This is a genomic window from Halococcus salsus, assembly GCF_009900715.1.
In the GTDB taxonomy this organism is placed as follows: Archaea; Halobacteriota; Halobacteria; order Halobacteriales; family Halococcaceae; genus Halococcus; species Halococcus salsus.
Genome location: NZ_JAAAJC010000003.1, coordinates 255,258 through 280,769, shown reverse-complemented (window position 1 = coordinate 280,769; position 25,512 = coordinate 255,258). Strand labels below are relative to the sequence as shown.

At 67.9% G+C, this 25,512-nt stretch carries 23 protein-coding genes; 16 read left to right on the top strand and 7 right to left on the bottom strand.

Translation table 11 applies throughout. The annotated features are described in order from the left end of the window. Positions 1-63: 63 nt before the first annotated feature. The 8 genes from GT355_RS10925 (at position 64) to GT355_RS10890 (ending at position 6,226) form a co-directional block, all read left to right on the top strand. Positions 64-1,341: a transporter gene (locus GT355_RS10925; protein ID WP_160134669.1), complete on the top strand. Its 1,278-nt coding sequence runs from the start codon at positions 64-66 to the stop codon at positions 1,339-1,341. Positions 1,342-1,347: 6 nt separating this feature from the next. Beyond that, positions 1,348-2,982, top strand: coding sequence for a cbb3-type cytochrome c oxidase subunit I (locus tag GT355_RS10920; RefSeq protein WP_160134668.1), 1,635 nt, complete (start codon positions 1,348-1,350; stop codon positions 2,980-2,982). 64 nt (positions 2,983-3,046) lie between these two features. After that, positions 3,047-3,430 carry a PadR family transcriptional regulator gene (locus GT355_RS10915; protein ID WP_160134667.1) on the top strand — a complete coding sequence of 128 codons (384 nt, stop codon included), beginning with the start codon at positions 3,047-3,049 and terminating at the stop codon, positions 3,428-3,430. Continuing rightward, on the top strand, positions 3,427-3,774 hold the full coding sequence (locus GT355_RS10910; RefSeq protein WP_160134666.1) for a hypothetical protein: 348 nt from the start codon (positions 3,427-3,429) through the stop codon (positions 3,772-3,774). The genes GT355_RS10915 and GT355_RS10910 overlap by 4 nt, the downstream gene beginning before the upstream one ends. 40 nt (positions 3,775-3,814) lie before the next feature. Continuing rightward, positions 3,815-4,705, top strand: coding sequence for a WD40/YVTN/BNR-like repeat-containing protein (locus GT355_RS10905; RefSeq protein ID WP_160134665.1), 891 nt, complete (start codon positions 3,815-3,817; stop codon positions 4,703-4,705). 47 nt (positions 4,706-4,752) lie between these two features. After that, complete coding sequence (locus GT355_RS10900; protein ID WP_160134664.1) at positions 4,753-5,067, top strand: hypothetical protein; 315 nt, start codon at positions 4,753-4,755, stop codon at positions 5,065-5,067. Positions 5,068-5,073: 6 nt separating this feature from the next. Further along, positions 5,074-5,880: an ion transporter gene (locus GT355_RS10895; protein ID WP_160134663.1), complete on the top strand. Its 807-nt coding sequence runs from the start codon at positions 5,074-5,076 to the stop codon at positions 5,878-5,880. 127 nt (positions 5,881-6,007) lie between these two features. Then, positions 6,008-6,226, top strand: a complete 219-nt coding sequence (locus GT355_RS10890; RefSeq protein ID WP_192928005.1) for a heavy-metal-associated domain-containing protein — start codon at positions 6,008-6,010, stop codon at positions 6,224-6,226. Between the two features lie 324 nt (positions 6,227-6,550). On the opposite strand, the gene GT355_RS10885 is transcribed toward GT355_RS10890, so the two are convergent. Both GT355_RS10885 and GT355_RS10880 read right to left on the bottom strand, forming a co-directional pair. Then, the gene (locus GT355_RS10885; RefSeq protein ID WP_160134662.1) at positions 6,551-7,279 is read right to left on the bottom strand and encodes a fumarylacetoacetate hydrolase family protein; all 729 of its coding nucleotides are present in this window, start codon (positions 7,277-7,279) and stop codon (positions 6,551-6,553) included. Positions 7,280-7,343: 64 nt separating this feature from the next. Continuing rightward, entirely contained in the window at positions 7,344-8,657 is a 1,314-nt protein-coding gene (locus GT355_RS10880; protein ID WP_160134661.1) for a glycerate kinase type-2 family protein, read from the bottom strand. Between the two features lie 588 nt (positions 8,658-9,245). Here GT355_RS10880 and GT355_RS10875 point away from each other — a divergent pair. From GT355_RS10875 to GT355_RS10865, 3 genes are all read left to right on the top strand, one after another. Next, the gene (locus GT355_RS10875; RefSeq protein WP_160134660.1) at positions 9,246-10,910 is read left to right on the top strand and encodes a thiamine pyrophosphate-binding protein; all 1,665 of its coding nucleotides are present in this window, start codon (positions 9,246-9,248) and stop codon (positions 10,908-10,910) included. Positions 10,911-11,119: 209 nt separating this feature from the next. Beyond that, on the top strand, positions 11,120-11,884 hold the full coding sequence (locus tag GT355_RS10870; RefSeq protein ID WP_160134659.1) for an IclR family transcriptional regulator: 765 nt from the start codon (positions 11,120-11,122) through the stop codon (positions 11,882-11,884). 77 nt (positions 11,885-11,961) lie between these two features. Then, the gene (locus GT355_RS10865; protein WP_160134658.1) at positions 11,962-12,900 is read left to right on the top strand and encodes a dihydrodipicolinate synthase family protein; all 939 of its coding nucleotides are present in this window, start codon (positions 11,962-11,964) and stop codon (positions 12,898-12,900) included. A gap of 31 nt (positions 12,901-12,931) precedes the next feature. Here GT355_RS10865 and GT355_RS10860 read toward each other — a convergent pair whose 3' ends face one another. After that, positions 12,932-14,002 carry a mannonate dehydratase gene (locus tag GT355_RS10860; RefSeq protein WP_160134657.1) on the bottom strand — a complete coding sequence of 357 codons (1,071 nt, stop codon included), beginning with the start codon at positions 14,000-14,002 and terminating at the stop codon, positions 12,932-12,934. Between the two features lie 190 nt (positions 14,003-14,192). Between GT355_RS10860 and GT355_RS10855 the strand changes: the two genes are divergently transcribed. From GT355_RS10855 to GT355_RS10840, 4 genes are all read left to right on the top strand, one after another. Further along, positions 14,193-15,311 carry a mandelate racemase/muconate lactonizing enzyme family protein gene (locus GT355_RS10855; RefSeq protein ID WP_160134656.1) on the top strand — a complete coding sequence of 373 codons (1,119 nt, stop codon included), beginning with the start codon at positions 14,193-14,195 and terminating at the stop codon, positions 15,309-15,311. A gap of 88 nt (positions 15,312-15,399) precedes the next feature. Next, positions 15,400-16,449 (top strand): Ldh family oxidoreductase, encoded by a 1,050-nt coding sequence (locus GT355_RS10850; protein WP_160134655.1) that lies wholly within the window; start codon positions 15,400-15,402, stop codon positions 16,447-16,449. A gap of 83 nt (positions 16,450-16,532) precedes the next feature. Continuing rightward, the gene (locus tag GT355_RS10845) at positions 16,533-17,900 is read left to right on the top strand and encodes an Nramp family divalent metal transporter (protein WP_160134654.1); all 1,368 of its coding nucleotides are present in this window, start codon (positions 16,533-16,535) and stop codon (positions 17,898-17,900) included. A 108-nt stretch (positions 17,901-18,008) separates the two neighbouring features. Then, a complete protein-coding gene (locus GT355_RS10840) occupies positions 18,009-18,467 on the top strand; it encodes a universal stress protein (protein ID WP_240145777.1) in 459 nt (152 codons plus the stop codon). Positions 18,468-18,808: 341 nt separating this feature from the next. On the opposite strand, the gene GT355_RS10835 is transcribed toward GT355_RS10840, so the two are convergent. From GT355_RS10835 to GT355_RS10825, 3 genes are all read right to left on the bottom strand, one after another. Continuing rightward, positions 18,809-20,122: an MFS transporter gene (locus tag GT355_RS10835; RefSeq protein ID WP_160134653.1), complete on the bottom strand. Its 1,314-nt coding sequence runs from the start codon at positions 20,120-20,122 to the stop codon at positions 18,809-18,811. A 401-nt stretch (positions 20,123-20,523) separates the two neighbouring features. Continuing rightward, positions 20,524-21,504, bottom strand: coding sequence for a diacylglycerol/lipid kinase family protein (locus tag GT355_RS10830; protein WP_160134652.1), 981 nt, complete (start codon positions 21,502-21,504; stop codon positions 20,524-20,526). Positions 21,505-21,549: 45 nt separating this feature from the next. After that, the gene (locus GT355_RS10825; protein WP_160134651.1) at positions 21,550-23,073 is read right to left on the bottom strand and encodes a cryptochrome/photolyase family protein; all 1,524 of its coding nucleotides are present in this window, start codon (positions 23,071-23,073) and stop codon (positions 21,550-21,552) included. Positions 23,074-23,288: 215 nt separating this feature from the next. On the opposite strand from GT355_RS10825, the gene GT355_RS10820 reads away from it, so the two are divergent. Then, the gene (locus GT355_RS10820) at positions 23,289-24,272 is read left to right on the top strand and encodes an MBL fold metallo-hydrolase (protein WP_160134650.1); all 984 of its coding nucleotides are present in this window, start codon (positions 23,289-23,291) and stop codon (positions 24,270-24,272) included. Between the two features lie 392 nt (positions 24,273-24,664). On the opposite strand, the gene GT355_RS10815 is transcribed toward GT355_RS10820, so the two are convergent. Further along, complete coding sequence (locus GT355_RS10815) at positions 24,665-25,027, bottom strand: HesB/IscA family protein (protein ID WP_160134649.1); 363 nt, start codon at positions 25,025-25,027, stop codon at positions 24,665-24,667. Positions 25,028-25,512: the final 485 nt, after the last annotated feature.

Here is a 25,512-nt window from a genome sequence, read left to right as displayed (position 1 = left end):
CCGGTATCGCCGCTCGCCGAACCGTTTCCGACCGACACGACGACGCCGTTTTGACCTCACTCGATGACACCCGACAGCACCCGCCGCCGCACCGATCCCGACCACCTCGATATCGTGACCGGTCGCACTGCGGCCGCGGCGGCGGTCGTCGGCTTCGACGTCGCGGTCTTCGCGGCGCTCCGGTACGCCCCGGAGTACCTCCGGCTGCTCGGCAACGGCCCGCTGTTCATCGGTCTCTTCGGCAGCCTCGCGGCCCTGGCCGGGCTGGTGTACCCCGCGCTCGATGCGGGACTGGACCGGCTCGGTTCGCTGGCCGGTCCGGTGCTCGCGGGGCTCGCCTCGTTCGGCCTGGTCTGCTGGCTCCTCGTCCCACAGGTCGGGGCGGGCCGACCCACGACACTGGTGTTCGTTGGGCTGTTCCTCGTCGGGCTGTGGCCCGCCTTCGACCTCGGTATCGGCCTCGACGCGGTCGTGCCACGGCACGTCGCCGAACGCGTTCCGCACGCGTTGCGACACGACCGGGCCTCGCGGTACGCCGCCATCCTGCTCGGCCTCCTGGCCCTGGTCTGGGTGCTGGTCGAGGTCTCGCCGGCGCGCGCCGCGATCCAGGTCGTGCTCGGGCTCGCGGCCGGGCTCGGGCTGACGACCGCCGTGTTCCTCGCGGTCCGTGACGACTCCACGACCGGGGTGCTGTCCAGCACGTCCGGCGAGCCGTCGACCGCTCGCCGCAGGCGGCTCCGTGGGGCGCTCGCCGCGTTCCGCTCGCTGCCGCGCGCGTCGCGCCAGCTCGCCCTCGGCGAGACCCTGGTCGCGCTCGCGGTCGGGATGGTGTCGGTGTTCCTCGTCATCACCGTGACGAGCGTGCTCCGGATCGACATCGTACTGCTCGGCTTTCGGTTCCGGCCCGACGCGTTCTTCGGGCTCTGCCTGCTGGCCGAGACCCTGGTCGCGCTCGTCGCCCCCCGCCCGCTCGACCACCTCGCCGACCGGCTCGGCCGTGAGCGCGTCGCGACGGCACTGCTCCTCGTCGCGGCGCTGTTCCCGGTCGCACTGGTCGCCGCGCCCGCGAACCCCGCGGTCGTCGCGGCGCTGTTCGCGGCGTTCGGCCTCTACCACGCCGGGCTCCCGCTCGGTCGGCGCGCCGTCGAATCGACCCTCGACGCCGACGATGTCGACCGCTACCGACTGCTCCGGGCGGCGGTTCGCGTTCCAACCGCCCTGATCGGCGGGGTGGTCTACGCCGCGAGCCCGACGCTCGCGTTCGGCCTCGCGACCGTGGTCGGCGCGGTCGGGGTGCGCGAGTTCCTCGTGGGGGCCACCTGGCCCGTGGAGTCGACCTGACGACCGATGACCCGCGAAGAATCGCCGACCGACGTGGACCGTCGCACGCTTCCCGGCGCGTTCGGGTGGCTCACCACCCTCGACCACCGGGACATCGGCGTGCTGTACGTCGTCTTCGGGGTCGCGGCGGGGCTGCTCGGCGGCCTCGACGCGCTCCTGCTCCGGACCGGGCTGCTCACCCCGGCCGCCGACGTCTGGGAGGCGGGAACCTACGACGAGCTGTTCACCACCCACGGCCTGACGATGCTGTTCCTGTTCGTCACGCCGGTGACGTTCGGGCTGGCGAACCGAGTGGTGCCATCGCTGGTCGGGGCCCGCGAGATGGCCTTCCCACGGCTCAACGCCGTCGCATTCTGGCTCCTCCCGCCGGCCTTCCTCCTGGTGCGTGCCGGGACGGTCGCCGACGTGTTCGGGGTCGGTTCGATCACCCCGCCGGCGACCGGCTGGACGTTCTACCCGCCGCTCTCGACGGTCTCGACCAACGTCGGCCTCGATTGCACGCTGCTCGGGCTCCACCTGAGCGGGGTCGCCACGATGCTCGGCGCGGCGAACCTCGCCGTCACGGTCGTCGCCGAACGCGAGGTCGGCTGGCACCGCCTCGACGTCTTCTCGTGGACGATGCTCGCCACGAGCGGCCTCGTGCTCGTCGCCTTCCCCGTGCTCGGAACTGCCTTGGTCTGCCTGCTCGCCGACCGGAACCTGGGAACCACCTTCTTCGCCGTCGAGGGCGGCGGGCCGCTGCTCTGGCAGCACCTCTTCTGGTTCTTCGGCCACCCCGAGGTCTACATCCTCGCGCTCCCGCCGATGGGGATCCTGAGCCACCTGATCCCGAAGTTCAGCGGGAGAGAGCTGTTCGGCTACGAGTACATCGTCTACTCGACGCTCGCGATCGCGGTGCTCTCCTTCGGGGTCTGGGCCCACCACATGTTCACGACGGGCATCGACCCCCGGATCCGGGCGAGTTTCATGGCCGTCACGCTCGCGATCGCGCTCCCGAGCGCGGTCAAGGTCTTCAACTGGCTCGCCACGATGTGGGGCGGGAACATCAGGCTCACCGTCCCGATGCTGTTCTGCGTCGGGGCGATCGGTAACTTCGTTCTCGGCGGCGTCACCGGCGTCTTCCTCGCGGCGGTTCCGGTGGACCTCGTCTACCACGGCACCTACTACGTCGTGGGCCACTTTCACCTCGTTCTCGTCGGGATGGTGGTGTTCGCGCTGTTCGCGGCGTGTTACTTCTGGTTCCCGCTCTTCACCGGGCGGCTGTTCGATCCGACCCTCGCACGGGCGCACTTCTGGCTGACGACGGTCGGCGTCGCGGTCACCTTCCTCACGATGCTGGCGCTCGGGGCGGCGGGGCTCCCGCGCCGGATGGCGACCTATCCCGTCCGCTTCGCCGGCTTCCACCAGGTGATCACCCTCGGCGCGTTCCTCATCGGCTTCGCGCAGGTGCTCTGGGTCTGGAACGTGGTCGCCTCGTGGCGTGCGGGTCCCGTCGTCGAGTCGGCCGACGTCTGGGACCTCCGCGAGAACGGCGGGCTGACACGCGAGTGGCGGGCGTTCGAGCGACGATTGGCGGCCGAGGCCCCCGACACCGACGCCGAGGACGACCCCGCCGACCGCCCCACCCACCGCGACCGGTAACCAGGCCGGCGACCGGGTTCGAGCCCCGGGCGCGCCGTCGACGGCACCAGCCGTCGTGACCACTATGTCAGTGAACGACTACGGCGACACCGGCGACGAATCGATGCTCGACACCCCGGACGGCCCGCGGCCGCTCGTCGATCTCACGGGCTTCCAGCGCGACATCCTGTTCGTGCTGATCAGCCTCGACGGGTCGAACCCGAGCGGCACCGACGTCAAACGGCACCTCCGGGAGACCTACGGCGAGGCGATCAACCACGGCCGTCTCTACCAGAACCTCCGCGACCTTGTGGACGACGGTCTCGTCGAGAAGCGCCCGGTCGACGGCCGGACGAACGCCTACCGGGTGAGCCCGGCCGCGCGCGACCGGCTCGAATCCCACACCGCGTGGGGGGAGTGCTGCCTCCTCGCGCTCGAAACCGAGGGAACCGGACGTGACGGGGGATGAACGGCCTCCTCGGCGCGGTCGTGAGCCTCGTCGTCGGCGTCGGGGTCGGCGGCGTCGCGGTCTACCTCGGGGTCCCGCTCGGCGCGACCCGCGCGAAACCAGGTCTGCGAGCGGCGTTCGCCACCGCCGGGATCGGGGCGGCCCTCTCGGCGCTCCTCACGCTCCTGTTCGGCTGGATCCCGGTCGTCGGGCCGCTGCTCTCGCCCGCGGCCTGGATCGGCGTCGTCGGCCACCGAACGGGGGCGAACCCACCGACGGCGGTCGGCGTCGGCCTGGTCGCGTGGGCGGTGACGGCCGTCGTGGCAGCCGGCTTCGGCACGATCCTGTTCGGGGGACCGCAGTGACTCCCGTCGACCGGTCCGTACTCCTCGGTGGAGGGTCGTCGTGAGCGATCCCACGACCAATCGGGGGGAGTGGCGGGCGGTCGAGTCCCCGACCGACAGAACACTACTGGCCGTCACCGAGACCGCCGCCGGCCCCGTCGCGGTCGGCGAGGGCGGTCTCGTGCTCGCACGCGACGAGTCGGGCTGGCACCCCCTCGTCGAGTCAGGCCCCGCGACCCGGGGGAACCGACTCACCTGCGCCGCGGCCACGGCCGACCGGAACCGGGTCTGGTTCGCGGGCGACAGCGGCGCGCTCGGGCGCTACGACACCGAAACCGGTCGAAAGGAGGATTTCAGTGCCCCGATGGGGAAGACCAGCACCTGGGAGGCGCTCGCGGTCGCCGGAACCGACACGGAGCGCCTCTCGGTCGCGAACGGCTCTGGCGAGGTGCTCCCGATCGAGTGCGACGACCATGGCTGTCCCTCGTACGGCGACGTCACCAAGCCCGCCGGCGGCTCGACGATCGCGGCGCTCGCCGCCGACGGGTCGTCGCTCTACGCAGCCGATACGAGCGGCACCGTGCTCGAACGGGTCGACGGGAGCTGGCATCGCATCGGGATCGAGAACGCCGAGGTGAACTTCTTCGACCTGTCCGCCGCCGGCGGGTCGCTGCTGGTCGCCGGCGGCGACGGGCGGCTCTACCGCTACGACCGACCGTGTCGGAACTGGACGCCCGTCGCGGTCGGCGAGGCGACGGTTCACGGGCTCGCCCGGCCCGCGGGGTCGGACGACGGTGCGGTCGCGGTCGGTGCGGGCGGTACGATCCACGAACGAACCCCGGACCGGGGCTGGTGTCGGCTCGACTCCCCGGTCGAAGCCGACCTGCTCGCCGTCGCCTGCGGCACGACCGACGTCGCCGTCGGGGCGGACGGAACCATCATCGAACGCTGACCAATGACGACCTACTTCACACGACCGACGACCACGGAGCACCGCCAATGAACACCAACATCGCGCTCAAACTCCTGCAGCTGGTGGCGCTGACGATCCCGCCGATCGCCGTCCTGATCCAGATGCTCCGGAACTCCGAGAACCTCGAATGGGGGGTTCGGAAGTGGAGCTTCGGGCTCGCGCTGGGGAGCGTCGTCGCGTTCATCGGGGCCGGCGTCAGCGTGCTCGGCTACTTCATCATCCACGCGGATCTCCCACTGATCCTCGTGGTCGGCATGGGGCTGGCGGTGGCCGGGCTGGTGCCGTTCGCGCTGTTCACCGGCGTGCTCTACCGTGAGCACAAGGCCAACCACGGGCCGTAGCCTCCAGTGGTTCGGATCGCCTCCGGCTACCGAGCGGCCAAACGCACGACTCACCGGCTCCTGACGGTCGGGAAGGGCGGCCGAGTGGCGGGAGCAGTCGACGTCTTCATCGCAGGGCTGATCGTCGCGAACCTCGTCGCCGTCGCGCTCGGAACGGTCGACCCGGTGTTCGACCGGTATCGAGGACTCCTCTACCGGTTCAACGCGGTTTCGGTCGGGGTGTTCACCGTCGAGTACGGCCTCCGGGTCTGGTCGGCGACGGCCGCCGACGGCTACGACCACCCGGTCTTCGGCCGGCTCCGCTTCATGGCCCGCCCCGAGTGTCTCGTCGACCTCCTCGCGATCGCCCCGTTCTACGTCGGGATCACGCTGTTCGGCGGCGACGGCCGTCTCCTCCGGGGGTTTCGACTGGTCCGGTTCTTCCGGTTGGCCAAGCTCGTGCGCTACTCCGACTCGGTCGCCCGGTTCGAGCGCGTGTTGCGTCGCAAGACCGACGACCTGGTCGTGGCGCTCGGCGGGACAACACTGCTCGTCGTCTGTTCGTCGAGCCTGCTGTACTTCGTCGAACACGAGGCCCAGCCCGAGGCGTTCTCCAGCATTCCGGCGGCGCTCTGGTGGGGCGTCGTCACGCTCACGACGGTCGGCTACGGCGACGTCTACCCGGTGACGCCGCTCGGGAAGCTCCTCGGCGGGCTGGTCGCCGTGCTCGGCACCGGCCTGGTCGCGCTCCCCGCGAGCATCCTCGCCTCGGGGTTCATCCACGACGACACGGAGCCGTCGCGGTGTCCCCACTGCGGCGAGGCGATCGAGTGAGACTCGGCTTCGGTTCGGGCCCCGACCACGCTTCGCCACGTCGACGACCGGCGGAACGATCCACGGGACCAGTTCGTCGAACTACAATATCTCGAACATATATGTGGAGTTGATACGTACGGTGGGTATGGTGCGTCACCGACTCTCCATCGACGGGATGACCTGCCGGGGTTGCGAAGCCGTTCTCACACGCGAGATCGAGGCCATCGACGACGTCACGGACGTCACTGCCGACCACGAGACGGGGCTCGTTGCGTTCGCGACCGACGATACGACCACCGGTAGCTACGTCGAACAGGCCGTCAACGACCTCGGCTACGAGGTCACGGGACACGAATCGGAATAGGATCGAGGGGGGCCGGTCGTGGGAAGCCGACACGCCGATTCGGGTTCACCGCCCCGCCGATCGACGGAGGCGTGCGACGATCGATGTTCCAGCCTCGACCCAAGCACCACATATTTGAAATAGTCACGAAACATTTAATTCGTGAACATAAGTGGTGGCTGATGTATCGGCGGATCGACAAGACCGTTCGTCTCCGCCGGACGCTGCTCGCGGTCGAGTTCGTCCGTGCACGCCGGCCGCTCCCGCGATGTCCTCCAGCTACGACGGTCCACTTCGGTCCGAGCGAACGCCCGTCCGCACCGGGTTCGTTCGAAACGGTGCCGGCTATCGCGCGACGGTGTGTTCGAGGGTGCCGACACCCTCGACCTCGACTTCGACCTCGTCGCCGTCTTCGAGTTCGCCGACGCCGGCGGGCGTGCCGGTGATGATAACGTCGCCCGCTTCGAGCGTCATGTACTGGGTGATCTCCTCGATGAGTTCGGGCACCGAGAAGACGAACTCCGCGCGCGAGGAGGACTGGACGGTCTCGCCGTTGAGCCGGAGTTCGACGCTCGCGTCGTCCGGGACGTCCTCGGGGTCGGCGAGCACCGGGCCGAGCGGACAGGAATTGTCGAAGGCCTTGCCGCGAACCCAGTTCTGCTCGACGCGCTGGTCGTCGCGGTTCGAGACGTCGTCGGCGCAGGTAAACCCAGCGACGACGTCCATGGCGTCCTCGGCCGCGACGTTCTTACACTGCTCGCCGATCACGACGGCGAGTTCGGCCTCGTGTTCGACCTTTTCCTTTCCTTCGGGGAGGGTGACGGTGTCGCCGTGGCCCGAGACCGCGTTCGGCGGCTTCAGGAAGAGCAGCGGGCGCTCGGGGAGGTCCATGCCCTCCTCCTCGGCGTGGTCCTCGTAGTTGAGGCCGACACAGATGATCTTCGAGGGGTCACACGGTGCGAGGACGTCGACCTCGTCGAGGCCATAGTGCTCGCCACCGAACTCGACGCCGTCGTCGGTCGGCGTACCCGTGCGAATCGAACCGGCCGGGTCGCGAAAGCGCATCGTTGCCATGCAGGCGGATACGGGGCCCGACACATAGCCCTTCCCATCCCGGTCGGATCGACCGTGCGAACGGTTATTCCGAACCGACGACGAGCACCCGCAGGTCGTTGACGTTCGTTCCCGTCGCCCCGGTCTCGACGAGCGCGTCGCGGGATTCGAGGACGGGGTAGGCGTCGTTCTCGCGGAGCGCACGCGCCGCGGCCCGACGGTCGGAAACGGTCTCGGCGTCGACGACCGCACCCGCCGCGTCGGTCGCGCCGTCGCGTCCGTCGGTGTCGACCGCGCACAGCGTCGCGCCGGGCGGGAGGTCGAACGCCGCCGACAGCGCGAACTCGAGGTTCGGTCCACCGGTCCCGTCGCCCGCGACGGTGACGGTACACTCCCCGCCGGAGAGCACCACACAGGGTGGCTCGACCGGGTCGCCGGTCGTCAGGGCTTCCTCGGCGACCGCGACGTGGGTCTTCGCGGCCTCGCGGGCCTCCCCGACAACGGTCGTCGAGAGCACGAGCGGCTCGTAGCCCGCGTCGGCGGCGACGTCCCTCGCGGCGTCGACCGCCGTCCGGTTGGTCGCGAGCAGGTGGGTTCCAACCCGGTCGAACGCCGCGTCGTCGGTCCCCGGGGTGTCGTCGTCCGTGCCGTCGACGCCCCGCTCCAGATGGTCGTGGACCGCGTTCGGCACCTCGACCCCGTAGTCGTCGAGCACCGAGCGTGCGTCATCGTAGCTCGATGGATCCGGCACGACGGGGCCGCTCCCGACGACCGAGAGGTCGTCGCCGGCGACGTCGCTGAAGACGAGCGTCGCCACCCGCGCGGGTGCGAGCCGGCGGGCGAGCCGTCCACCCTTGAGGTCCGAGAGGTGCTTCCGGACGGCGTTAGTCTCGCCGATCGGCGCGCCGCTCGCGAGGAGCCCGTCGGTGGTCGCCTGAAGGTCGTCGAGCGAGAGCTCGCCCGCGGGGGCGGTGAGGAGCGCGCTCGCACCGCCGGTGACGACCGCGAGAACCAGGTCGTCCTCGCCCGCGGCATCGGCGGCGTCGAGCAGCCGTCGGGTGGCCTCGACACCGCGCTCGCTCGGGACCGGATGGTCCCCCCGCAGCACCTCGACGCGGTCGGTCTCCGCGGGGTCGTCGGTGACCACGATGCCCCCGTCGAGCCGCTCGCCCAGCACGTCCTCGACCGCGGCGGCGACCTGCGAGGCGGCGTTCCCGCCACCGAGGAGCGTCACGGAGTCGTAGGTCGCGAGGTCGAACGTCGTCTCCCGAATCCGGAGCGTGTCGCCGTCGAGCGTCACGGCATCGTGAACCACCCGCTCCGGGTGGGCCGCCTCGATACCCGCCGTGACGCACTCGCGGGCGAGCCGCCGCCGCGCGTTCGGTGAAGTAGTGGTCATGGAGTACGGCCGACGACGGCGCGCAGGTATATAGTAACCCCGAGACACCCGACGACCCGCTCCCGAGTCGCGACCAGTCGCGCGTGACGTCGACCCGCCGGCACTCGGCGAAACGACTCCGGCGACACCGTTCGATGTAGTGTAGCGAGTCCGGAAAACGATCGGTATCAGACTGAATTAATTGAGACAACCTCGGCCGGCTCGAACCGTCGTGCCCTGCGACTTTCGATATCGAATCGGGCACACGACAGAAATCGAACTTCGAACCCGTATCGGGGGCGAATCGTCGATAGCGTTCGAAAAAAGCACCGAGGGGTTCCAGATCGGTCGTGGACGGAAGAACGACGCGTACTACCGGATGGGGCTGGATACCGTACCGACCGGAGAGGATCAATGATCTCAGTCTAATATCTCGGGTAAATTCCATCTCGATCGCGTGGTCAGCGGCCGGTACCGACGGCGGGCGACCGGGACCGAGACGACCGGGTGGCGGCCTTCCTCGGGCGTGGAGAACACCGTGGACGGGGACGACGGTTCGCGAGCGGGGTGATGAATACGCTTAACTCCCGTACCGCAAAACGTGCGCACATGACCGTCAGCGAGGTACTCGTCGACCGGCTGCTCGCGCGTGGCGTCGATACGTTCTTCGGCGTCCCGGGGACCCAGACGCTCCCGCTCAACGAGGTGGTCGACCGACGGGACGACCTCCGGTTCGTCTGCGCCCGTCACGAGACCGCCGTCACCCACGAGGCCTGGGGCTACGCCGAGGCTTCCGGTACGCCCGCTGCGACCGTCGTGATCCCCGGACCGGGCGACCTCCACGCCGCGAACGGCCTCCGGAACGCGCTCAACGACTGCACCCCGATGGTCCACCTCTCGATCGAGACCGAACCCGAGGTGCGGGGGAAGGGCGGCATCCACGAGACCCCGCCGGACACCTACGACAATCTCGTGAAGGAGAACGTGCTGGTCGAGACCCCCGAATCGGTCGCCGCCGAGGTCGAACGCGCCGTCGAGGTCGCCACCACCCATCCCAAGGGGCCGGTTCGGGTTGGGATCCCGAAGAATTTCTTACGAATGGAGGCCCCGCAGGCCGAGGTCGGCTCGCACGAACCGGCCGACCCGCCGGGGGTCAGCCCGGCGGCGATCGAGGACGTCGCCGGCCGCCTCCGTTCGGCCGCGAACCCCGTCGTGATCGGCGGCAACGGGGTTCGCGCCGCCGAGGCGACCGACGAACTTCTGACGGTCGCGGAGTCGCTCGACGCGCCCGTCGCCTCGACCTACAAAGCGAAGGGCGTGATCCCCGAGGATCACGACCTCTACGCCGACATCATGTCGAGCGGGTCGAGCGCGGCGCTGGCCGAGTGTTTCGAGGAGTCGGACGCCGCGCTCGCGGTCGGCACCGACTTCGACGCCGTCACCACCCAGCACTGGTCGTACGACCTCCCCGACGAACTCGTCCACGTCACGATGGACCCGAGCGACTTCGGCTCGGGCTACGAGCCCTCGGTCGCCCTGCTCGCCGACGCGAAGAAGGCGCTCGCGGCGCTCGCCGAGGAGTTGAAAGCCGATGCCGGGAACCCTGAACAGGCTGATACCGGGCGATCGGGGGCCGAACGCGCGGGCGCGGTCCGTGCGGCGAAGGCCGACCGGATCGCCGCGCTCGCGGTCGACGAAGCGCCCTTCACCTCCGCGAGCGTGCTCGGAACCCTCCGGGAGGCGCTCCCTCGAAACACCGTCGCGACCGGCGATTCGGGCGGGTTTCGACTTTGGGCCGCGGTGGCCTTCGAGGCCTACGACCACCGCGAGTACGTCCACAACGGTTCGTGGGCCTCGATGGGCTGTGGACTCCCGGCCGCGATCGGCGCGAAGGTCGCCGAACCCGACAAACCCGTCGTCTCGCTGATCGGCGACGGTGGGCTGTTCATGTGTCTCCACGAGCTCCACACCGCGGTCGCCGAGGAGATCCCCGTGGTCGTCGTCGTGGCGAACAACAACGACTACGCGATCATCAGCGCCGAGGCCGGCCGGGAGTACGAACTCGCCGCCGACGAGTACGCGTGGGCCGGCTCGCCGGCCTCGTTCTCGGGAGTCGCCGAGTCGCTCGGCATGGCCGCCACCTGCGTCGAGACCACCGCGGAGCTGACCGCCGCCGTCGAGGACGCCCTCGACCGCGACGGACCGACCCTGATCGAAGTTCCCACCGCACAGGACGAACCCCAGGCGGGGTCGTGGCTCTCGGCCGACGAGTGACGACCGACGGGAACACCGACGCCGGGATCGATGTCGTTTCACGGCTGCGGTCGTCCACGGTCAGCCGCTCGATCCTTCGTTGTTGTCACAGTAGTATGCCTGTTACGATCGTGGAATGCTGAGAACCGAGACGACTATTTCGAGTCGAACTCGACTACCGTTCTCACATCGGGAACAAGACTTATGCAGACCCACTCGGATATACCGGTATGTCAAAGAAGACGCGGCGAACGGTCGAGGCGGTTCGAACCACCTGTGAGATCCTCGATATCCTTCAAACACGTGGCCGAGCGGGCGTCACCGAGATCGCCGACGAAGTCGGGATGGCGAAGGGGGCGGTCCACCGTCATCTCACCACCCTCGACGAGTGCGAGTACGTGGTGAACGACGAGGGTGAGTACCGTCTCAGCCTCCGCTACCTCGACACGGCGAATCGAGTGAAGGAACTGATTGGCAACTACGACGTCATCGCCGACGAGCTCCAGCACCTCGCGAGCGAAACCGGAGAGATAGCTCAGTTCGCGACCGAGGAACACGGTTGGGTGACCTACGTCTACAAGGCCGACGCCGAGAGCGACGTCCAGACGGCGTCGGCGGCGGGCAAACGCGAGTACATGCACTCGACCTCGCTCGGCAAGACCATGCTCGCCCGGATGGCCGACGAGCGGGTCGACGCGATCCTCGACGACCACGGGATGCCCGCGAAGACCGCCAACACCATCACCGACCGCTCGGCGTTCTTCGACCATCTCGACGGGATCCGCGAGCGGGGCTACGCGCTCGACGACGAGGAGAACATCGAGGGGCTGTGCTGTATGGCGATGCCCGTCACCGACGCGGCGGGCGAGGTCTTCGGTGCCGTCAGCCTCTCGGGCCCCGTGAGCCGGATGACGGCCGACCGGATCGAGGGGGAGCTGGTCGAGGCGCTCACGCGTACGACCAACGTGATCGAGATCAACACCAAGTTCGCCTGACCGTTCTCGTCACGGAAACGACCCACCGATCGCCGTCCAACGACGGTTTTATGCCTTCTACGGTGAAGAGTAGATGTATGCCACTCTCATCGACCGAGGTTCGTGAGTCCCTGCGCGGCGTCGCGACCGGCGTGCTCACGCCGTTCGACGCGGACCAGGGGATCGAGTTCGGGAAGCTAGCGGAGAACGTCGAATCCCTCTCCGATTCGGGGGTCGGGGTGTTCCTCGCGGCGGCCAACATCAGCGAGTACCACACCCTCTCGGTGGACGAACGGATCGCCGTGACGGAAGCCGCCGTCGACGCGCTTCCCTCCTCGGCCTGCGTGCTCGCCGGTGTCGGCGGTAACCTCACCGAAGCCCACGAACTGGTCGAGGCGTACGACCGGATCGGCGTCGACGCGCTGATGGTGATGCCGCCGGACTTCACCTACATCCACGAGCAGGGCCTGCTCCGGTACTACGAGAAGCTCGCGGCGAACACGGAGACGCCGCTCGTGCCCTACGTTCGTGGTTTCGAGCCGTCGGTGAGCTACCTCGACGACCTCGCCCGGGTCGACGGGCTCGTGGGGATCAAGTACGCGATCCCCGACGCCGTCAAACTCGGGGCGGGCGTCGAGGCCGGGGCCGACGACGTGGTCTGGGTCGACGGGCTGGCCGAGCCCCACGCGCTCTCCTTCTGGGTCGAGGGGGCCGAGGGCTTCTCCGCTGGCGTGAGCAACTTCCGACCCGAGATCGGGCTCGCGCTGTTCGACGCGCTCACCGAGGAGGACTGGGACCGCGCGCGGGCGCTGAAGAACGCGTGTCTGCCCTACCAGAACTTCCGGACCGAAACCGGGCAAAACAACGAGATTCCCGACGCGATCAGCGTGCCCGCGGTGAAGAAGGGCCTCGAACTCGCGGGTCTCCACGGCGGGAACGTCCGCGACCCGATCCGCTCGCTCTCCGCCGAGGACGAGGCGCGCGCGGAGGAGCTCTACGCTCAACTCGACGACGATATCGACCGGCTCGTCGGATAACTGTTCACCGTCGAAATCAGGTCGAGACGTTCTATCTTTCCGATTCGACCGCGTCGACGACCCCACGGAGGTAGCCGATCGTGAAACTCCGGGCGCGGTGTCGCCAGTCGTCGTCGCCGGTCATCATCGGAACGTGGTCCGGGATGACGACGCCATCGTAGCCGATCGCTTCGAGCACGCGGACCGCCTCGACGGTGTCGAAGTTGCCCTCGTCGACGAACGTCTCGTGGAAGCGCGGGACCGTCCCGACCACGTCCCGGAAGTGGATGAAGACGATGTTGTCCTCCTCTCCGAACCGTCGCAGTACCTCAGTGACGTCCTCGCCCATCTGTGAGAAGCAGCCGAGACAGAGTTTGAGGCCGTGGTTGTCGCTCGGAACGAGTTCCATCGCCTTCTCGAAGTTCTCGACGTTGCGGAAGAGTCGGGGAATCCCGCCGAGCTCCTCGATCACGGGCGGGTCGACCGGGTGGAGCGCCATGCGGACGCCGGCCTCCTCCGCGACGGGGAGCACGGTTTCGAGGAAGTTCTCGTAGTTCTCCCAGAACTCGTCCTCGGTGTAGGCCCGATCGAGACCGGGAGCCAACCCATCCGTATCGTCGAAGCCCTCCAGCTCGTCGAGGTCGAAGCCCGTGCCGTCGGCCCCGCCGCGGAGTTCGACCGACTCGGTTCGCATCGGCACCACACCTCGCGGGTTCCACTGATAGCCGAGGATCGGGATCCCGGCCTCGCCGAGGTTTTCGACGAGGGTCGTGATCTGGTCGAGGGCCTCCTCCTTCCCGTCGCGGTCGAACATGATGTCGCCGTAGAGCGAGTACGGGAGCGACTGGATCCCGGTGAATCGGAGCCCGGCGTCCTCGATCCGCTCGCGCGCCGCGGTGAGTTCCTCGACCGTCGGAATTGCGTCGCGGCCGACCGCGAGGGTGGCGGTGCCGTCGCGGTCGTTGAAGTCGTCGGGCTCCTCCTCGGTGTCGGCGTGGTCGACGAAGATGTCCGTCGCGCCGAGCTGGCGGATGAACCCCAGACGATCGGGCGAGAGGCTTCGGGTTCGTACACCGACGCGAACGCCCGGCTTCACGGTCTCCTGCGTGGGCTGGCGAGCCATACCGGCCGTTCGACCCCCGGGTAGTAAACGACTGCGGATGCGACCGGTCCGCGTGATCGAACCGGCGGACCGGTATCCTTATGCCCACATTCGTAATGGATCGCAGTGTGAATCACGACGCGACGGTACGAGACGACGGTCCGGACTGCCCCGCTGAATTCCCGCTCGACGCCGCCCCGGAGGCCGACCGATGACGGCTGACTTCCGGATCACGGGCTACGAGACGCGGGTTCTCGAAGTCCCCGAACGCACGATCGGCGACTCCCAGACCCACGTCTTCGAGACCGACGAACTCGATTACCTCTCCCTCGAACTCGAGACCGACGCCGACGTTACCGGGTTGGGGATCGACCTCGTCGAACTTCGAGCCCCCGGACGGCCGTCGACCGAGACCCTTCGTAGTCGGGTCGACGACGTCGTGGGTGAGATCGTCGGCGAGAACCCGCTCGCCCTCCTCAACCGGCGAACCCGCCACCGTGGCGGCGCTCACAACTTCTACTCCAGCGGCTCCTACGGTCCGGGCGTCGGCGTGCTGCTGAACATGGCGCTCTGGGACGCGGCGGCGAAGTTCTTCGACCAGCCCCTCGCCGAGTTCATGGGGGCCACCGACGACTCGGCCCCGATCTACGCCAGCGGGCTCTCGTTCGGCAACGACGACGCGACCACGCGCGAGGTCTACGAGGGCTTCGCCGAAGTGGGTGAGTTCGACGCCGCGAAGGTGAAGGTCGGCTACGACACCGTCGACGAGGACATCGACCGGATCGAACTCGTCGACGACGTCTTCGGCGGGCTCGACACCCTGATGATCGACCCGAACGAGGCCTGGGCCCCGAAGGAGACCCTCCGAAAAGTCGAAGCGATCCAGGACGTCGGCTTCGACCTCTACTGGATCGAGGACCCGGTCTTCCGCCACGACTTCGACGGCATGCGGCGGGTCCGTGAGGGACTTTCGGACGTGCACCTCACCGTCGGCGAGTACGTCGGCTTCGAGGGCAAACACGGGCTGCTCGACGCCGACGCGGTCGACATCCTCAACCTCCAGGGTCTCTCGGCGGCCAGTGACGCCTCGACGCTCGCCGAGCCCACGGGCACGGACGTCGCGATGAGCACCGACCACGGCACCGACGCGATGGCGGTCCACGCCGGTCTCGCGCTCCCCGACGTCACCTACGTCGAGTGCTGCAGCCACGCCCTGCTCGACCTCAGCGAGGAACCCTACGTCGTCGAGGACGGCCAGGTGACGGTCACCGACGCGCCGGGCCACGGCGTCGCGTTCGACGAGGAGACCCTCGAAAGCCACAGCCGATAGCGGTCTCCGTCTCCGTTTCTGCCGTCCGCACACTGCTTTTCGACCGGCCTCCCACAAAACATAAGCGCCGACGGCGGTGAGTGGACGGATGGAATCATCGGACCCGGCGACGCGTCTCGACCACGACAAGCTGGAACGCTTCAGTGCGACCGTCCTCCGCGAAGCGGGGCTACGGGAGGACCACGCGGCGACCGTCGCCGAGGGCGTCGTCGACGCGAGCCTCCGCGGGATCGACACCCACGGCGTGGTCCGGCTCGACCCCTACGTCGAGGCGGTCGAGCGCGGCGGCATCGACCCCGATCCGAATATTTCGGTGACCGAATCGGGCGCGGGAGCCGCCCTCGTGGACGGCGACGACGGCCCGGGTCAGGTCACGACGATGCGCGGGATGGAGACGGCGATGGACCTCGCCGCGGAGGCGGGCAGCGCGTTCGTGGGGGTCCGGAACAGCAACCACTTCGGTGCGGCGTCGTTCTACACCAACCACGCCGCCGAGCGGGGCTACATCGCCATCGCGATGACCCACGCGGGTCCGAGCGTCGCGCCGTTCGGTGGGGCCGACCCCTACCTCGGCACGAACCCGCTCTCGTTCAGCCTCCCGAACGACGCGTTTCCGGTCACCCTCGACATGGCGACGAGCGTGACGGCGAAGGGGAGCGTCATGGTCGCCGAGGACGAGGGTCGCGAGATCCCGCCCGAGTGGGCGATCGACGAGGCGGGCGACCCGATCACCGACCCCGAGGCGTTCCACGCGCTGCGACCGATGGGCGGGCCGAAGGGCTACGGGCTGGCCTTCTTCGTCGACGCCATGTGTGGCGTGCTGCTCGATGCCAATTTCGGCGACGAGGTCGCCGGGATGTACGACAGCCTCGATGCGCCCCAGCGCGCGGGTCATGTCGTCTGCGCCATCGACGTGGACGCGTTCACCGACCTCGACGGGTTCGTCGACCGGATGGGGCGGCTGGCGACCGGCGTCAAGGGCGTTCGAACCGCCGAGGACGTCGAGGAGGTCCTCCTACCCGGCGAACCCGAGGCGCGAACCAGGGCCGACCGGCTCGAAGCCGGGATCCCGGTCTCGGCGAGTCTACTGGAGAGCCTCCGGGCGCTCGCCGACCGATACGACCTCGAACTGGCCTGAGACGTGCGTTTCTTCGCGGTCCCGTTCGCCGGTCTGATCGTAACAATTATTAGCAAACCAGTGCAGCATGGAGTGTAACCGATATGAGCGAACACAGCAGCGGGAACGATGAGTCTCGACCGTCGGACGACCCGACGGCGGAGTATCGCGAACCGCCACGAACCTGGCGGGGCGTACTGAAGTATCTCGGACCGTCCTTCGCGACCCTCGCGATCGTTATCGGCTCCGGCGAACTGATCGGAACGACCGCGACGGGGGCGGAGGTCGGGATCGTCGTGCTCTGGTTCCTCCTCATTAGTCTCTTCATCAAGGTCGGGATCCAGTACATCATCGCGAAGTACGCGATGCTGGAGGACAAGACGCCCCATCGGATCTTCGACGAGGTCCCCGGGAAGATATTCGGCCACAGCTGGTCGTACTGGTTCATCGTGATCAAGTGGTTCTTCTCCGACAACATCCAGTACATGGGGGTGTTCTTCGGGGCCGCGACGCTGTTGCACTACCTGAGTGGCCAGACGATCCCGATCCTCCTTTGTACGTTGATCGTCCTCGTCGGGGTAACCATCCCGGCGCTCCGCGAGTACGACTTCGTCGAGGACTTCTCGACGGTGCTCGTGATGATCCTGGTCGTCGTGACGGTCGCCGCAGCGGCGCTCTCCTTTTTCTCGCCGTTCGCGCTCTCGGCCGGTGACATCGCCTACGGGCTCTCGTTCGACATCCCGGACAGCGGCTTCTACATCATCTTCGGCGTCATCGGTATCACGGGCGTCGGCACCGGCGAGATCATCGGGTACGCGCTGTTCGTCAACAAGGCGGGCTACGGCAAGCTCGCCGGGCCGCGGGACTCGGAGGGCTGGAAGGACCGGATGCAGGGCTGGCTCCGCGTGCTCGGGGCCGATGTAGGCCTGACCGTGATCCTCGAGGCGTTCGTGACGACCTCGTTTTTCATCATCGGGGCGTCGATCCTCGCGAACTCGGGGGACTATCCCGACGGCGCACAGCTGGCCGTCTACCTCGCCGGCGCGTATCAGGAGCTGTTCGGACCGTTCGGTTACTGGATCCTGATCATCGGCGGGTTCTTCGCACTCTACTCCACCATCTTCGGGAAGCTCAACCTCCTCACCGAGGTCTGGCCCGATATCCTCAACCAGACCGAGCGGTTCTCGGACCTCGACATGCGCCGGGTCGCGCTGTTCGTCGGCATCGTCTCGCCGATCATCTGGCTGGTGGGCGGGACCGTCACGGGCTCGATCGTCGCGCTCCTCTTCCTCGGCGGGTTCATCAACACGATGGCGCTCTTCCCGGAGATCGTCACCGCGATGTGGATCCTCTACAAGGACGACGAGCGCGACCCCGAGTTCCAGTTCTCGCTGCCCGCGAAGGCCCTGGGCTGGGCCTCGCTGATCGCGACCTTCGTGATGTTGGCGGCCGTGCTGGTGCTCCAGTTCTGAGTGCGGGACGGGCGATTTTCCTCGCCTTCGAACGAGCGATTCGCACGATTTCGCGCTCCCTCGACCGAACAGCGCCTCGTCGAACGTTCGTCGGATAGCTTTTTAGTGGTGGACGACAACGACGTACTCGTCATGGAGACCATCCTGGTCGTCGTCGCGAGCGACGAGCCGAACGAGAGCCTGCTGACGGAGGCCGACCGACACGTCACCGGCACCGAATCGAGGGTCGTCCTGTGTTGTGTCAACACCGAGGGCTTCCGGCAGAACAGCATCCAGCGCCGAAGCAGGGCCGGCCGGGAGGCCGGCGAGATAGACCAACACGCCGCCGAGACGGCCGCGGCCGAGATCGCCGCCGATACCTTCGGCGACGACGTCCAGTACGACGTGGTCGGGATCGCCGACGACAGCGCCGACGAGATACTCGCGGTGGCCGACGAGCACGACTGCGACCACGTCTTCATCGACGCACAGAGCCGAACGGCGGTCGGGAAGGCGGTCTTCGGGGACGTCGCACAGCAGGTGATCCTCCAGTTCGACGGACCGGTCACCGTCACGACCGGGTCGTGACCCTCACTCACTGGGACGAATCGACGACACAGCGACCGTAATTGACGATCCCTGAATCACTCGCTCCCGATCCACGTTCTCCAGTCGGAATCCGGACCCCGGACCGGCTGTCGGCCATCCGTAGACCACGTCGCTCCACCGAGAACCCCCTCACAGGCCTGCAGTGTTTGAGCGGATGTCACCGACAGTCGACATCGGTGCCGGTCGTCGGGCTTCGCGCCGATTTAGTATCGCAACATACGATGTATGGATGGGTTCGGCGGTGGGGGACGAGGTTATTCGTGGGCGTCGTTCGTCTGCACCTGTTCGTCGGGGGAGAGGAAACGCGCAGCATACCGACCTCAATCACGATTCTCCGATGCTGACGACGACCGGGCACGAACACCGAACTCACCCTGGCCGATATCGTCCATCGCCGGAAGGGAGCGCAGGCGGGGACGGATCGCGAAGTAGAGGCTGACGAACGCGAACCCTACCGCAGCGACGGCCATCGTCGTGACGACGCCGATTCGACTGCCCACGATCCCCCTGAGGAACGAACCGATCGGTACCGTGAGCGTGGAGACGCTCGCGTCGACGGACGTGACCCTCCCGAGCAGGTCCTCCGGAGCCACCGTCTGAACGAGCGTCTGCCCCATCACGTTCGTGATGCCGATCGGTATCCCGGTTATCGCGAACAGAACGACCGAGAGTGCCGGCCACGGGGAGTAGACCGCGGCGACCCACAGGACGAACCCGACCCCGAGCCCGACGATTCGAATCGTGCCGTACCCGATGTGCGTCAGTCGGGACGCGACCAGTGCCCCGACGAGACCTCCCGCGCCCATCGCGCCGAGCAGGGCTCCGTAGAGTATCGAGCCGCCACGAACCGCGGCGAACCCCGGCAGCACGGCGAGCATCACCCCAGTCCCGAAGTTGGTGACCGCCGTGGCGAGCATCATCTCGGCGAACACCGTTCCTCGGAGCCATCGAACGCCCTCACGGAGGTCGGAGGGATAGCCCGAAACGTCGACTCCAGTCGCTCGGTCGTCCGTTTCGGCGCGTTCGGGAACCCGAACACCGACGAACGAGAGGGTCGCGACCACGAACGTGATCGAATCGAGCACGAACAGCGAAACCGCGCCGGTCACGGCGATGAGGACGCCACCGAGCGCGTCGAACACCATGTCGGTCCCCCGGTTGGCGAACGAGAACGCCGAATTGGCGCGTGTCAGCTGACTCTCCACGACGATCCGGGGGAGCGCCGCGTTCTGCGCGGGGTAGACGAACTGGTTCAGGAACGAGAGGATTGGGATCACGACCAGAACCAGCCCGATGGAGAGGTGGTCGAAGGCGGCCGCGATGGGGATCGACAGGACGAGGCCGGCCTGAACGAGCTGCGTCCACACGAGGGTCCGGACGAGCGGCCATCGGTCGACGAGCGGTCCGGAGACGAACTGCAGTGCCGGCGGCAGGAGGAGCAGCGCGCTCGCCAGCCCGGTGTAGAAACTCGACCCCGTGAGGTCGTAGACCAGCCACGTCCCGGCGACCGTGTAGAGGCTATCGCCGGCGTTCGTGACGAACCGCCCGACCAGCAGGCGGCGGAAGTTCCAGTTGTTCCGTAGCGAGGCCGTGTCCCCGTTCGTGGCCTCCGCTCCATCCTGCTGCTGGCTCACGTCTCCACCTCGAACGGAGCGCGTGTCGTCCGACCGCCGGCGTCCCTGAACGAAACGCCACGATCCGGGGGACCGGGACGGCCCCTCCCAGCGTCGAGAGTGACGAGAGCGACGACCGCTGGCTGTCTACCGACCGATGCCGATCCGGAGTACGATTCGGTTCGCGTTCGAGTGGGTGTCCGGCCACCGTCGACCGGGGACCCGGTGACTGTCTGCATTCGTGTCGATGTTCATCGTCGAGGAACTGCGACTACGGAACCCGTAGCGGAACGGGACGACCCGGGTGCTGCTGCTCTGCGGCGGTCGCTATACGGTCGCGACTACCGCGACGAGAGGAATGAACGGTCGAGCAGCCAGGCAGATCATACGGGGTCTCGAATCGACCCACACGGGTCAGCAGTTTATAGGTATCGACCGAACGGGTCTTCGTCGGTCTCCGTCGTCGGGTTGGGTTCGTAGTCGGTCCCGACACAGACCGAGAGCGCCCCCGACCGAACCCGGAGGTCGAGACGGTTCCGGGTGTAGATCTCCCCGTCGAGGCTGAAGTCGATCGCGCCCGACCGACTCTCGACCGTGAGGCGTTCGGCCTGGAGGCGCGTGACGTGCTCGGTGTCCCTGCGGAGGAGCTGCTGGGCGATGGCCTCGGCGACTGCCTCGCCCGCGGGCATCCGCTCGATGAGGGTGACGTCGAACAGCCCGTCCTCGACGTTCGCCTGGCCGAACTGCTTCGCGAACCGCCGGGCGTTCCCGATGAGCACACAGAGCGCCTCGCCCGACCACGTCCGTGGGCCCTCGTCGGTGACGGCGTCGACCTCGATGTCGAGCGCCTCGAACTCGCGGGCCTGCTGGACGCCGGTGATGACGAACGCGAGCGGGCCGAACCGAGCCTTCAGGTCCGAGGTCGTGGCCGCGCTGGTGTCGGCGGTCAGCCCCGCGATGCAGGACTTCACGAACGGCACGCCGTCGGCGAGCCCGAGGTCTATTCGACGAACCTCGCCCTCTTCGAGGAGTTCGAAGCCGTGTTCGATCCCGCGAACCCCGATGTCGTCCGCGAAGATGTTCGCCGTCCCCACGGGAACCACCCCGAACCGCACCCCGCCGAGCGCGTCGGCATCGACGAGCCCGCAGAGGACCTCGTGGACCGTGCCGTCACCGCCACAGGCCGCGAGCACGTCCACGCCGTCGGCGGCGGCCTCGCGGGCGAGGTGGATCGCGTCGCCCGCCGCCGCCGTCTCGGCGACCGAGTAGCCCCAGTGGTCGGCGAGCCGGCGGATCGTCGGCAGGTGGTCGCCCGCCCCGCTGTTCGGGTTCACGATGACCCGTCGGTTCGCGTCCGGACCGGGCGGTCCGTCGGTCGGTTCGTGGCCCGATGAACGCGTCATACCTCCGCTCGTCCCTCGATGCGAATAAATCTCACTGGAGACGACTCAGAGGTCGCCGCGGTCGGCGCGGGTTCGTATCGCCGCGGCGCGCTCGCGGATCGCCGCCCGCTCGTCCTCGTCCTTGTCGTCCCAGTGGGAGTAGACCAACCCCATCCGGCCGTTCCCCCGAAGGCGCTCCTCGTGGGTTCCCAAGAAGTCCCAGTAGAGCGCGTTGAACGGACAGGCGTTTTCACCCACCGTCTTCGTCTTGGCGTAGGCGCAGTCCCCACAGAAGTCGCTCATGCCGTCGATGTAGTTGGCCGAGGAGACGTAGGGTTTCGTCGAGAGCGCGTCGGTTCCGAAGCTGCCCATGCCCACCACGTTCGGCGTCGTGACCCAGTGGTAGGCGTCGACGTAGCCCGCGTGGAACCACCGGTTGAGTGCTGCGGGACGTACACCAAAACTCGTCGCGAAGTTCGAGAGCACCATCAGGCGCTCGATGTGGTGGGAATAGCCCCGTTTTCGCACGCCGTCAACGACTTCCGCGAGACAGTTCATCTCGGTCTCGCCGGTCCAGTAGAGCTCCGGAAGAGCCCGGTCGGCGTCGAGTTGGTTCGCGCTCGCCAGCTCGGGCATCTCACGGCGGTAGACGTGGCGCATGAACTCCCGCCAGCCGACCACCTGCCGGACGAACCCCTCGACGCTCGCGAGCGGGAGGTCGCGCGCTTCGTACTCGTCCAACACGCGCTCGACGACTTCCCGGGGATGCAGCAGGCCGAGGTTCAGCGGGGCCGACAGCAGGGCGTGATGCATCGTGGTTTCCCCGGCGAGCATCGCGTCCTGATACGGACCGAACTCCGGGAGCCGGTCCTCGACGAACGCGTCGAGCGCCGCGAGGCTCGCTTCGCGCGTGACCGGCCAGCCGAATTTCTCCTGGTCGGCCCAGTCACCGCCGTAGGGTGGTTCGTCGTAGCCGCCCGAGAACACCTCGTCGACCCACTCGACCACCATCTCGGTGCGATCGTCGGGCTCGAACCACGGCGCGTCGGGCGGTTCGTAGTCGCTCCCCGGGAACTCGCGGTTCTCGGTATCGTAGTTCCACTCGCCCCCGACCGGGTCGTCGTCGTCCATCAGGTAGCCCGTCTCGCGCCGCATCATGCGGTAGAACTCCTCCTGTTTGAAGCTCTCGCCGGCCCACTCGTCGAACTCGTCGGGCGCACAGAGGAACAGCTCGTTCTCGACGAGCGCGAGGTCGCCGCCCCGCTCGTCGACGAGATCCGTGAGACGTTCGCCCGCACCGTGGCTCGCGGGGCGCATACATTCGAGACGGTCTCCCGGGTGGTCGGCGAAGTGGGCGTCGAGACCCTCCCCGAACGTCTCGACCGTGTGGTACTCGACGGTATAAGTATCTGCTCGAAGTTCGTCGCGAAAGTGGCGCATCGCGGCGAACATCGCGACGAGTTTGTGGGGGTGGAACGGGAGCTTCCGGGCGAACTCGCGAGCTTCGATCATCAGCACGCGCTCGTCGTCGGCCCGCGAGAGCGGCCCGACCTCGCGGGTGAGCTGGTCGCCGAGCACCCAGACGGTCATCCCGCGGTCCTCCGTCGCCGTTTCGCACGGGTCACGCCGACCAGCGGGGTTCGACGAGCTAAAACCGTCGGGCTCCGGCGACGAGCGCCGCCGTGTGGCCGGTGTTCGGGTTCGACCGCGGGTGGTATGTAGCCGGCGACCGGTAGCCCCGATATGCAGACGGCTATCCGGCGGCGCGCGGTCGAGTGGACGGGGTGTGAGGTGCGTTCGAACCGATGAACCGGATCCAGCTCGGGAACGCCGTCTTCGAGGGGTTGAACGACGTCTACGTCTTCGGTGCGGACGCCGGGGCCACCACCCTCGTCGACACCGGGACCGCCGCGCCCGAGACCCGCGAGGAGCTCTCGACAGGTCTCGCCGATCTGGGGGTCGAGTTCGCCGACATCGACGAGGTCCTCCTGACCCACTGGCACGAGGACCACGCCGGGTTCGCGAGCGAGATACAGGACGAAAGCGACGCGGTGGTTCGGGTCCACGCCGCCGACGCGCCGCTGGTCTCGGGTGATACGGACGCGTGGGAGGCGATGGAGGCCCGCCAGCGTGCGCTTCTCGACGAATGGGGGGTACCGGAGGAGCCACGCGAGGAGCTCCTCGTCTTCCTCGACGGCTACGAGGGCCTCTCGGGGCGGGCGAGGGTCGAGCCGTTCGAGGGTGGCGAGCGGTTTTCGACCCCCGAGGGCGACCTCGAAGCGCTCCACCTTCCGGGCCACGCCGCGGGGCTCTCGGGGTTCGTCTTCGAGGGCGACGACGGTCGGGAACTCCTCTCGGGCGACGCGCTCCTGCCCCACTACACCCCGAACGTCGGCGGGGCGGACGTTCGCGTCGAGCGCCCGCTGGCGAAGTACCTCGACACGTTGGTTCGAATCATCGACGCGGGATTCGTCCGGGCGTGGCCCGGTCACCGCGACGTCATCGAGGACCCCGCAGGCCGCGCCCGCGACATCGCCGCACACCACCGCGAGCGCACCGAGAACGTGCTCGACGTGCTCCGCGAACACGGCCCGGCGGACGCGTGGACGGTGAGCAGTTACTTATTTGGTGAGCTCTCGAACATCCACATCCTCCACGGGCCGGGCGAGGCCTACGCGCACCTCGACCACCTCTCGGCGCACGGTGTCACCGAGCCCACGGAAGACGGGTATCGACTCGTCGATTCGGACCCCGACCTCGACGAGTTCTTCCCCGACGTGAGCGAGTGAGGTGCGCGAGCGGGGCGCGCCCCGCGAGCGCCGCGGGGCGGGCGGTTGCGGTGCCTGGTGTCTCGGCGAGCGGGAGCAAGCCGAGGCTCAAGAGAGCACCGCTCTCCTGGTGGATGAAGGGCGAGCGCCCTCCGGGCGCGAGGGCTTCGGCGGAGGCGGAAGCGGTGCTGTGCGGGGCGGTTGCGGAGAGGGTAGTTGTTGTACCGCGAGCGAGTGGTGCGAGGTTCGAGCGAAGCGAGAACCTCGGATGCGAACGGGGAACGGAGTGACCCGTGAGCGAAACGAGCGAGCGGGCGCGAGGGTGACTGCAAGGAACCCGACGCGCTTTTGATCCACATTTTGCCAGGGAGCGAGCGCTAGCGAGCGACCGCAGCAAAAGGTGGGTGGGGGCCTTAGGTCCGGAAACTCTCCCCGCAGCCGCACTCGCTCACGACGTTCGGGTTCTCGACGTGAAAGCCCGCGCCCTGGAGGCCGCCCTCGAAGTCGAGGACGCTGCCGCCGATGTAGTTCATGCTCGCGGGGTCGACGAAGATCCGGAGGTCGTGGTGTTCGTAGACCTGGTCGTCCTCCTCGGGCTCGCCGTCGAAGCGCATGCCGTAGGAAAGCCCGGCACAGCCGCCCTGCTGGACGAACAACCGAAGCCCGGCGACGTCGGTGTCCATACCCTCGCCTTCGAGGAGGTCGAGTGCCTGTTCGGCGGCCGACGTCGAGACGTCGATCTCGGTCGCGGTGTCGGCGGTTCCAGCCGTGCTCATACGTCACATATCCGCCGAAGAAAGTTAACCATGACGCCCCACTTTTTTCTGCGTCGGGTGGCCTTCCGCTGGTCGGACACCACTCCTTGAAAAACCTGGACTAAAAACTGCCGCTCGCTCGGCCTCCGGCCTCGCTCGCGGTACAGTCACTACTGACTCCCCCTCCGCTTCCGCCCCGCAACCGCCACACGCCTCCCCAACCGATTCGCTCCGTTCGCTGCGCTCACTCCACTCATCCACCGTCAGAGCTCCGCTCTGACGAGCCTGCGCTCGCAGTACTCGCGCAGACCTCGCACAGTGTCCGCGGTCGCGCGCTCACCGTGGCTCACGGGTCACTTCGTTCCCCGTTCGCATTCGAGGTTCTCGCTTCGCTCGAACCTCGCCGTTCGCCCACGACCGCGAGCGCGCGCCAACCGCTCCAACCGCCGACCGCACCCGCTCCGACCGCACCTCCGAACGCGCCCCGACAGCACTACCGAACCGCA

Coding starts and splice junctions, on each gene's coding strand:
- GT355_RS10925 (WP_160134669.1), top strand. CDS start 64: ATGACACCCGACAGCACCCGCCGCCGCACCGATCCCGACCACCTCGAT.
- GT355_RS10920 (WP_160134668.1), top strand. CDS start 1,348: ATGACCCGCGAAGAATCGCCGACCGACGTGGACCGTCGCACGCTTCCC.
- GT355_RS10915 (WP_160134667.1), top strand. CDS start 3,047: ATGTCAGTGAACGACTACGGCGACACCGGCGACGAATCGATGCTCGAC.
- GT355_RS10910 (WP_160134666.1), top strand. CDS start 3,427: ATGAACGGCCTCCTCGGCGCGGTCGTGAGCCTCGTCGTCGGCGTCGGG.
- GT355_RS10900 (WP_160134664.1), top strand. CDS start 4,753: ATGAACACCAACATCGCGCTCAAACTCCTGCAGCTGGTGGCGCTGACG.
- GT355_RS10890 (WP_192928005.1), top strand. CDS start 6,008: ATGGTGCGTCACCGACTCTCCATCGACGGGATGACCTGCCGGGGTTGC.
- GT355_RS10885 (WP_160134662.1), bottom strand. CDS start 7,279: ATGGCAACGATGCGCTTTCGCGACCCGGCCGGTTCGATTCGCACGGGT.
- GT355_RS10880 (WP_160134661.1), bottom strand. CDS start 8,657: ATGACCACTACTTCACCGAACGCGCGGCGGCGGCTCGCCCGCGAGTGC.
- GT355_RS10875 (WP_160134660.1), top strand. CDS start 9,246: ATGACCGTCAGCGAGGTACTCGTCGACCGGCTGCTCGCGCGTGGCGTC.
- GT355_RS10870 (WP_160134659.1), top strand. CDS start 11,120: ATGTCAAAGAAGACGCGGCGAACGGTCGAGGCGGTTCGAACCACCTGT.
- GT355_RS10865 (WP_160134658.1), top strand. CDS start 11,962: ATGCCACTCTCATCGACCGAGGTTCGTGAGTCCCTGCGCGGCGTCGCG.
- GT355_RS10860 (WP_160134657.1), bottom strand. CDS start 14,002: ATGGCTCGCCAGCCCACGCAGGAGACCGTGAAGCCGGGCGTTCGCGTC.
- GT355_RS10855 (WP_160134656.1), top strand. CDS start 14,193: ATGACGGCTGACTTCCGGATCACGGGCTACGAGACGCGGGTTCTCGAA.
- GT355_RS10850 (WP_160134655.1), top strand. CDS start 15,400: ATGGAATCATCGGACCCGGCGACGCGTCTCGACCACGACAAGCTGGAA.
- GT355_RS10845 (WP_160134654.1), top strand. CDS start 16,533: ATGAGCGAACACAGCAGCGGGAACGATGAGTCTCGACCGTCGGACGAC.
- GT355_RS10830 (WP_160134652.1), bottom strand. CDS start 21,504: ATGACGCGTTCATCGGGCCACGAACCGACCGACGGACCGCCCGGTCCG.
- GT355_RS10825 (WP_160134651.1), bottom strand. CDS start 23,073: ATGACCGTCTGGGTGCTCGGCGACCAGCTCACCCGCGAGGTCGGGCCG.
- GT355_RS10820 (WP_160134650.1), top strand. CDS start 23,289: ATGAACCGGATCCAGCTCGGGAACGCCGTCTTCGAGGGGTTGAACGAC.
- GT355_RS10815 (WP_160134649.1), bottom strand. CDS start 25,027: ATGAGCACGGCTGGAACCGCCGACACCGCGACCGAGATCGACGTCTCG.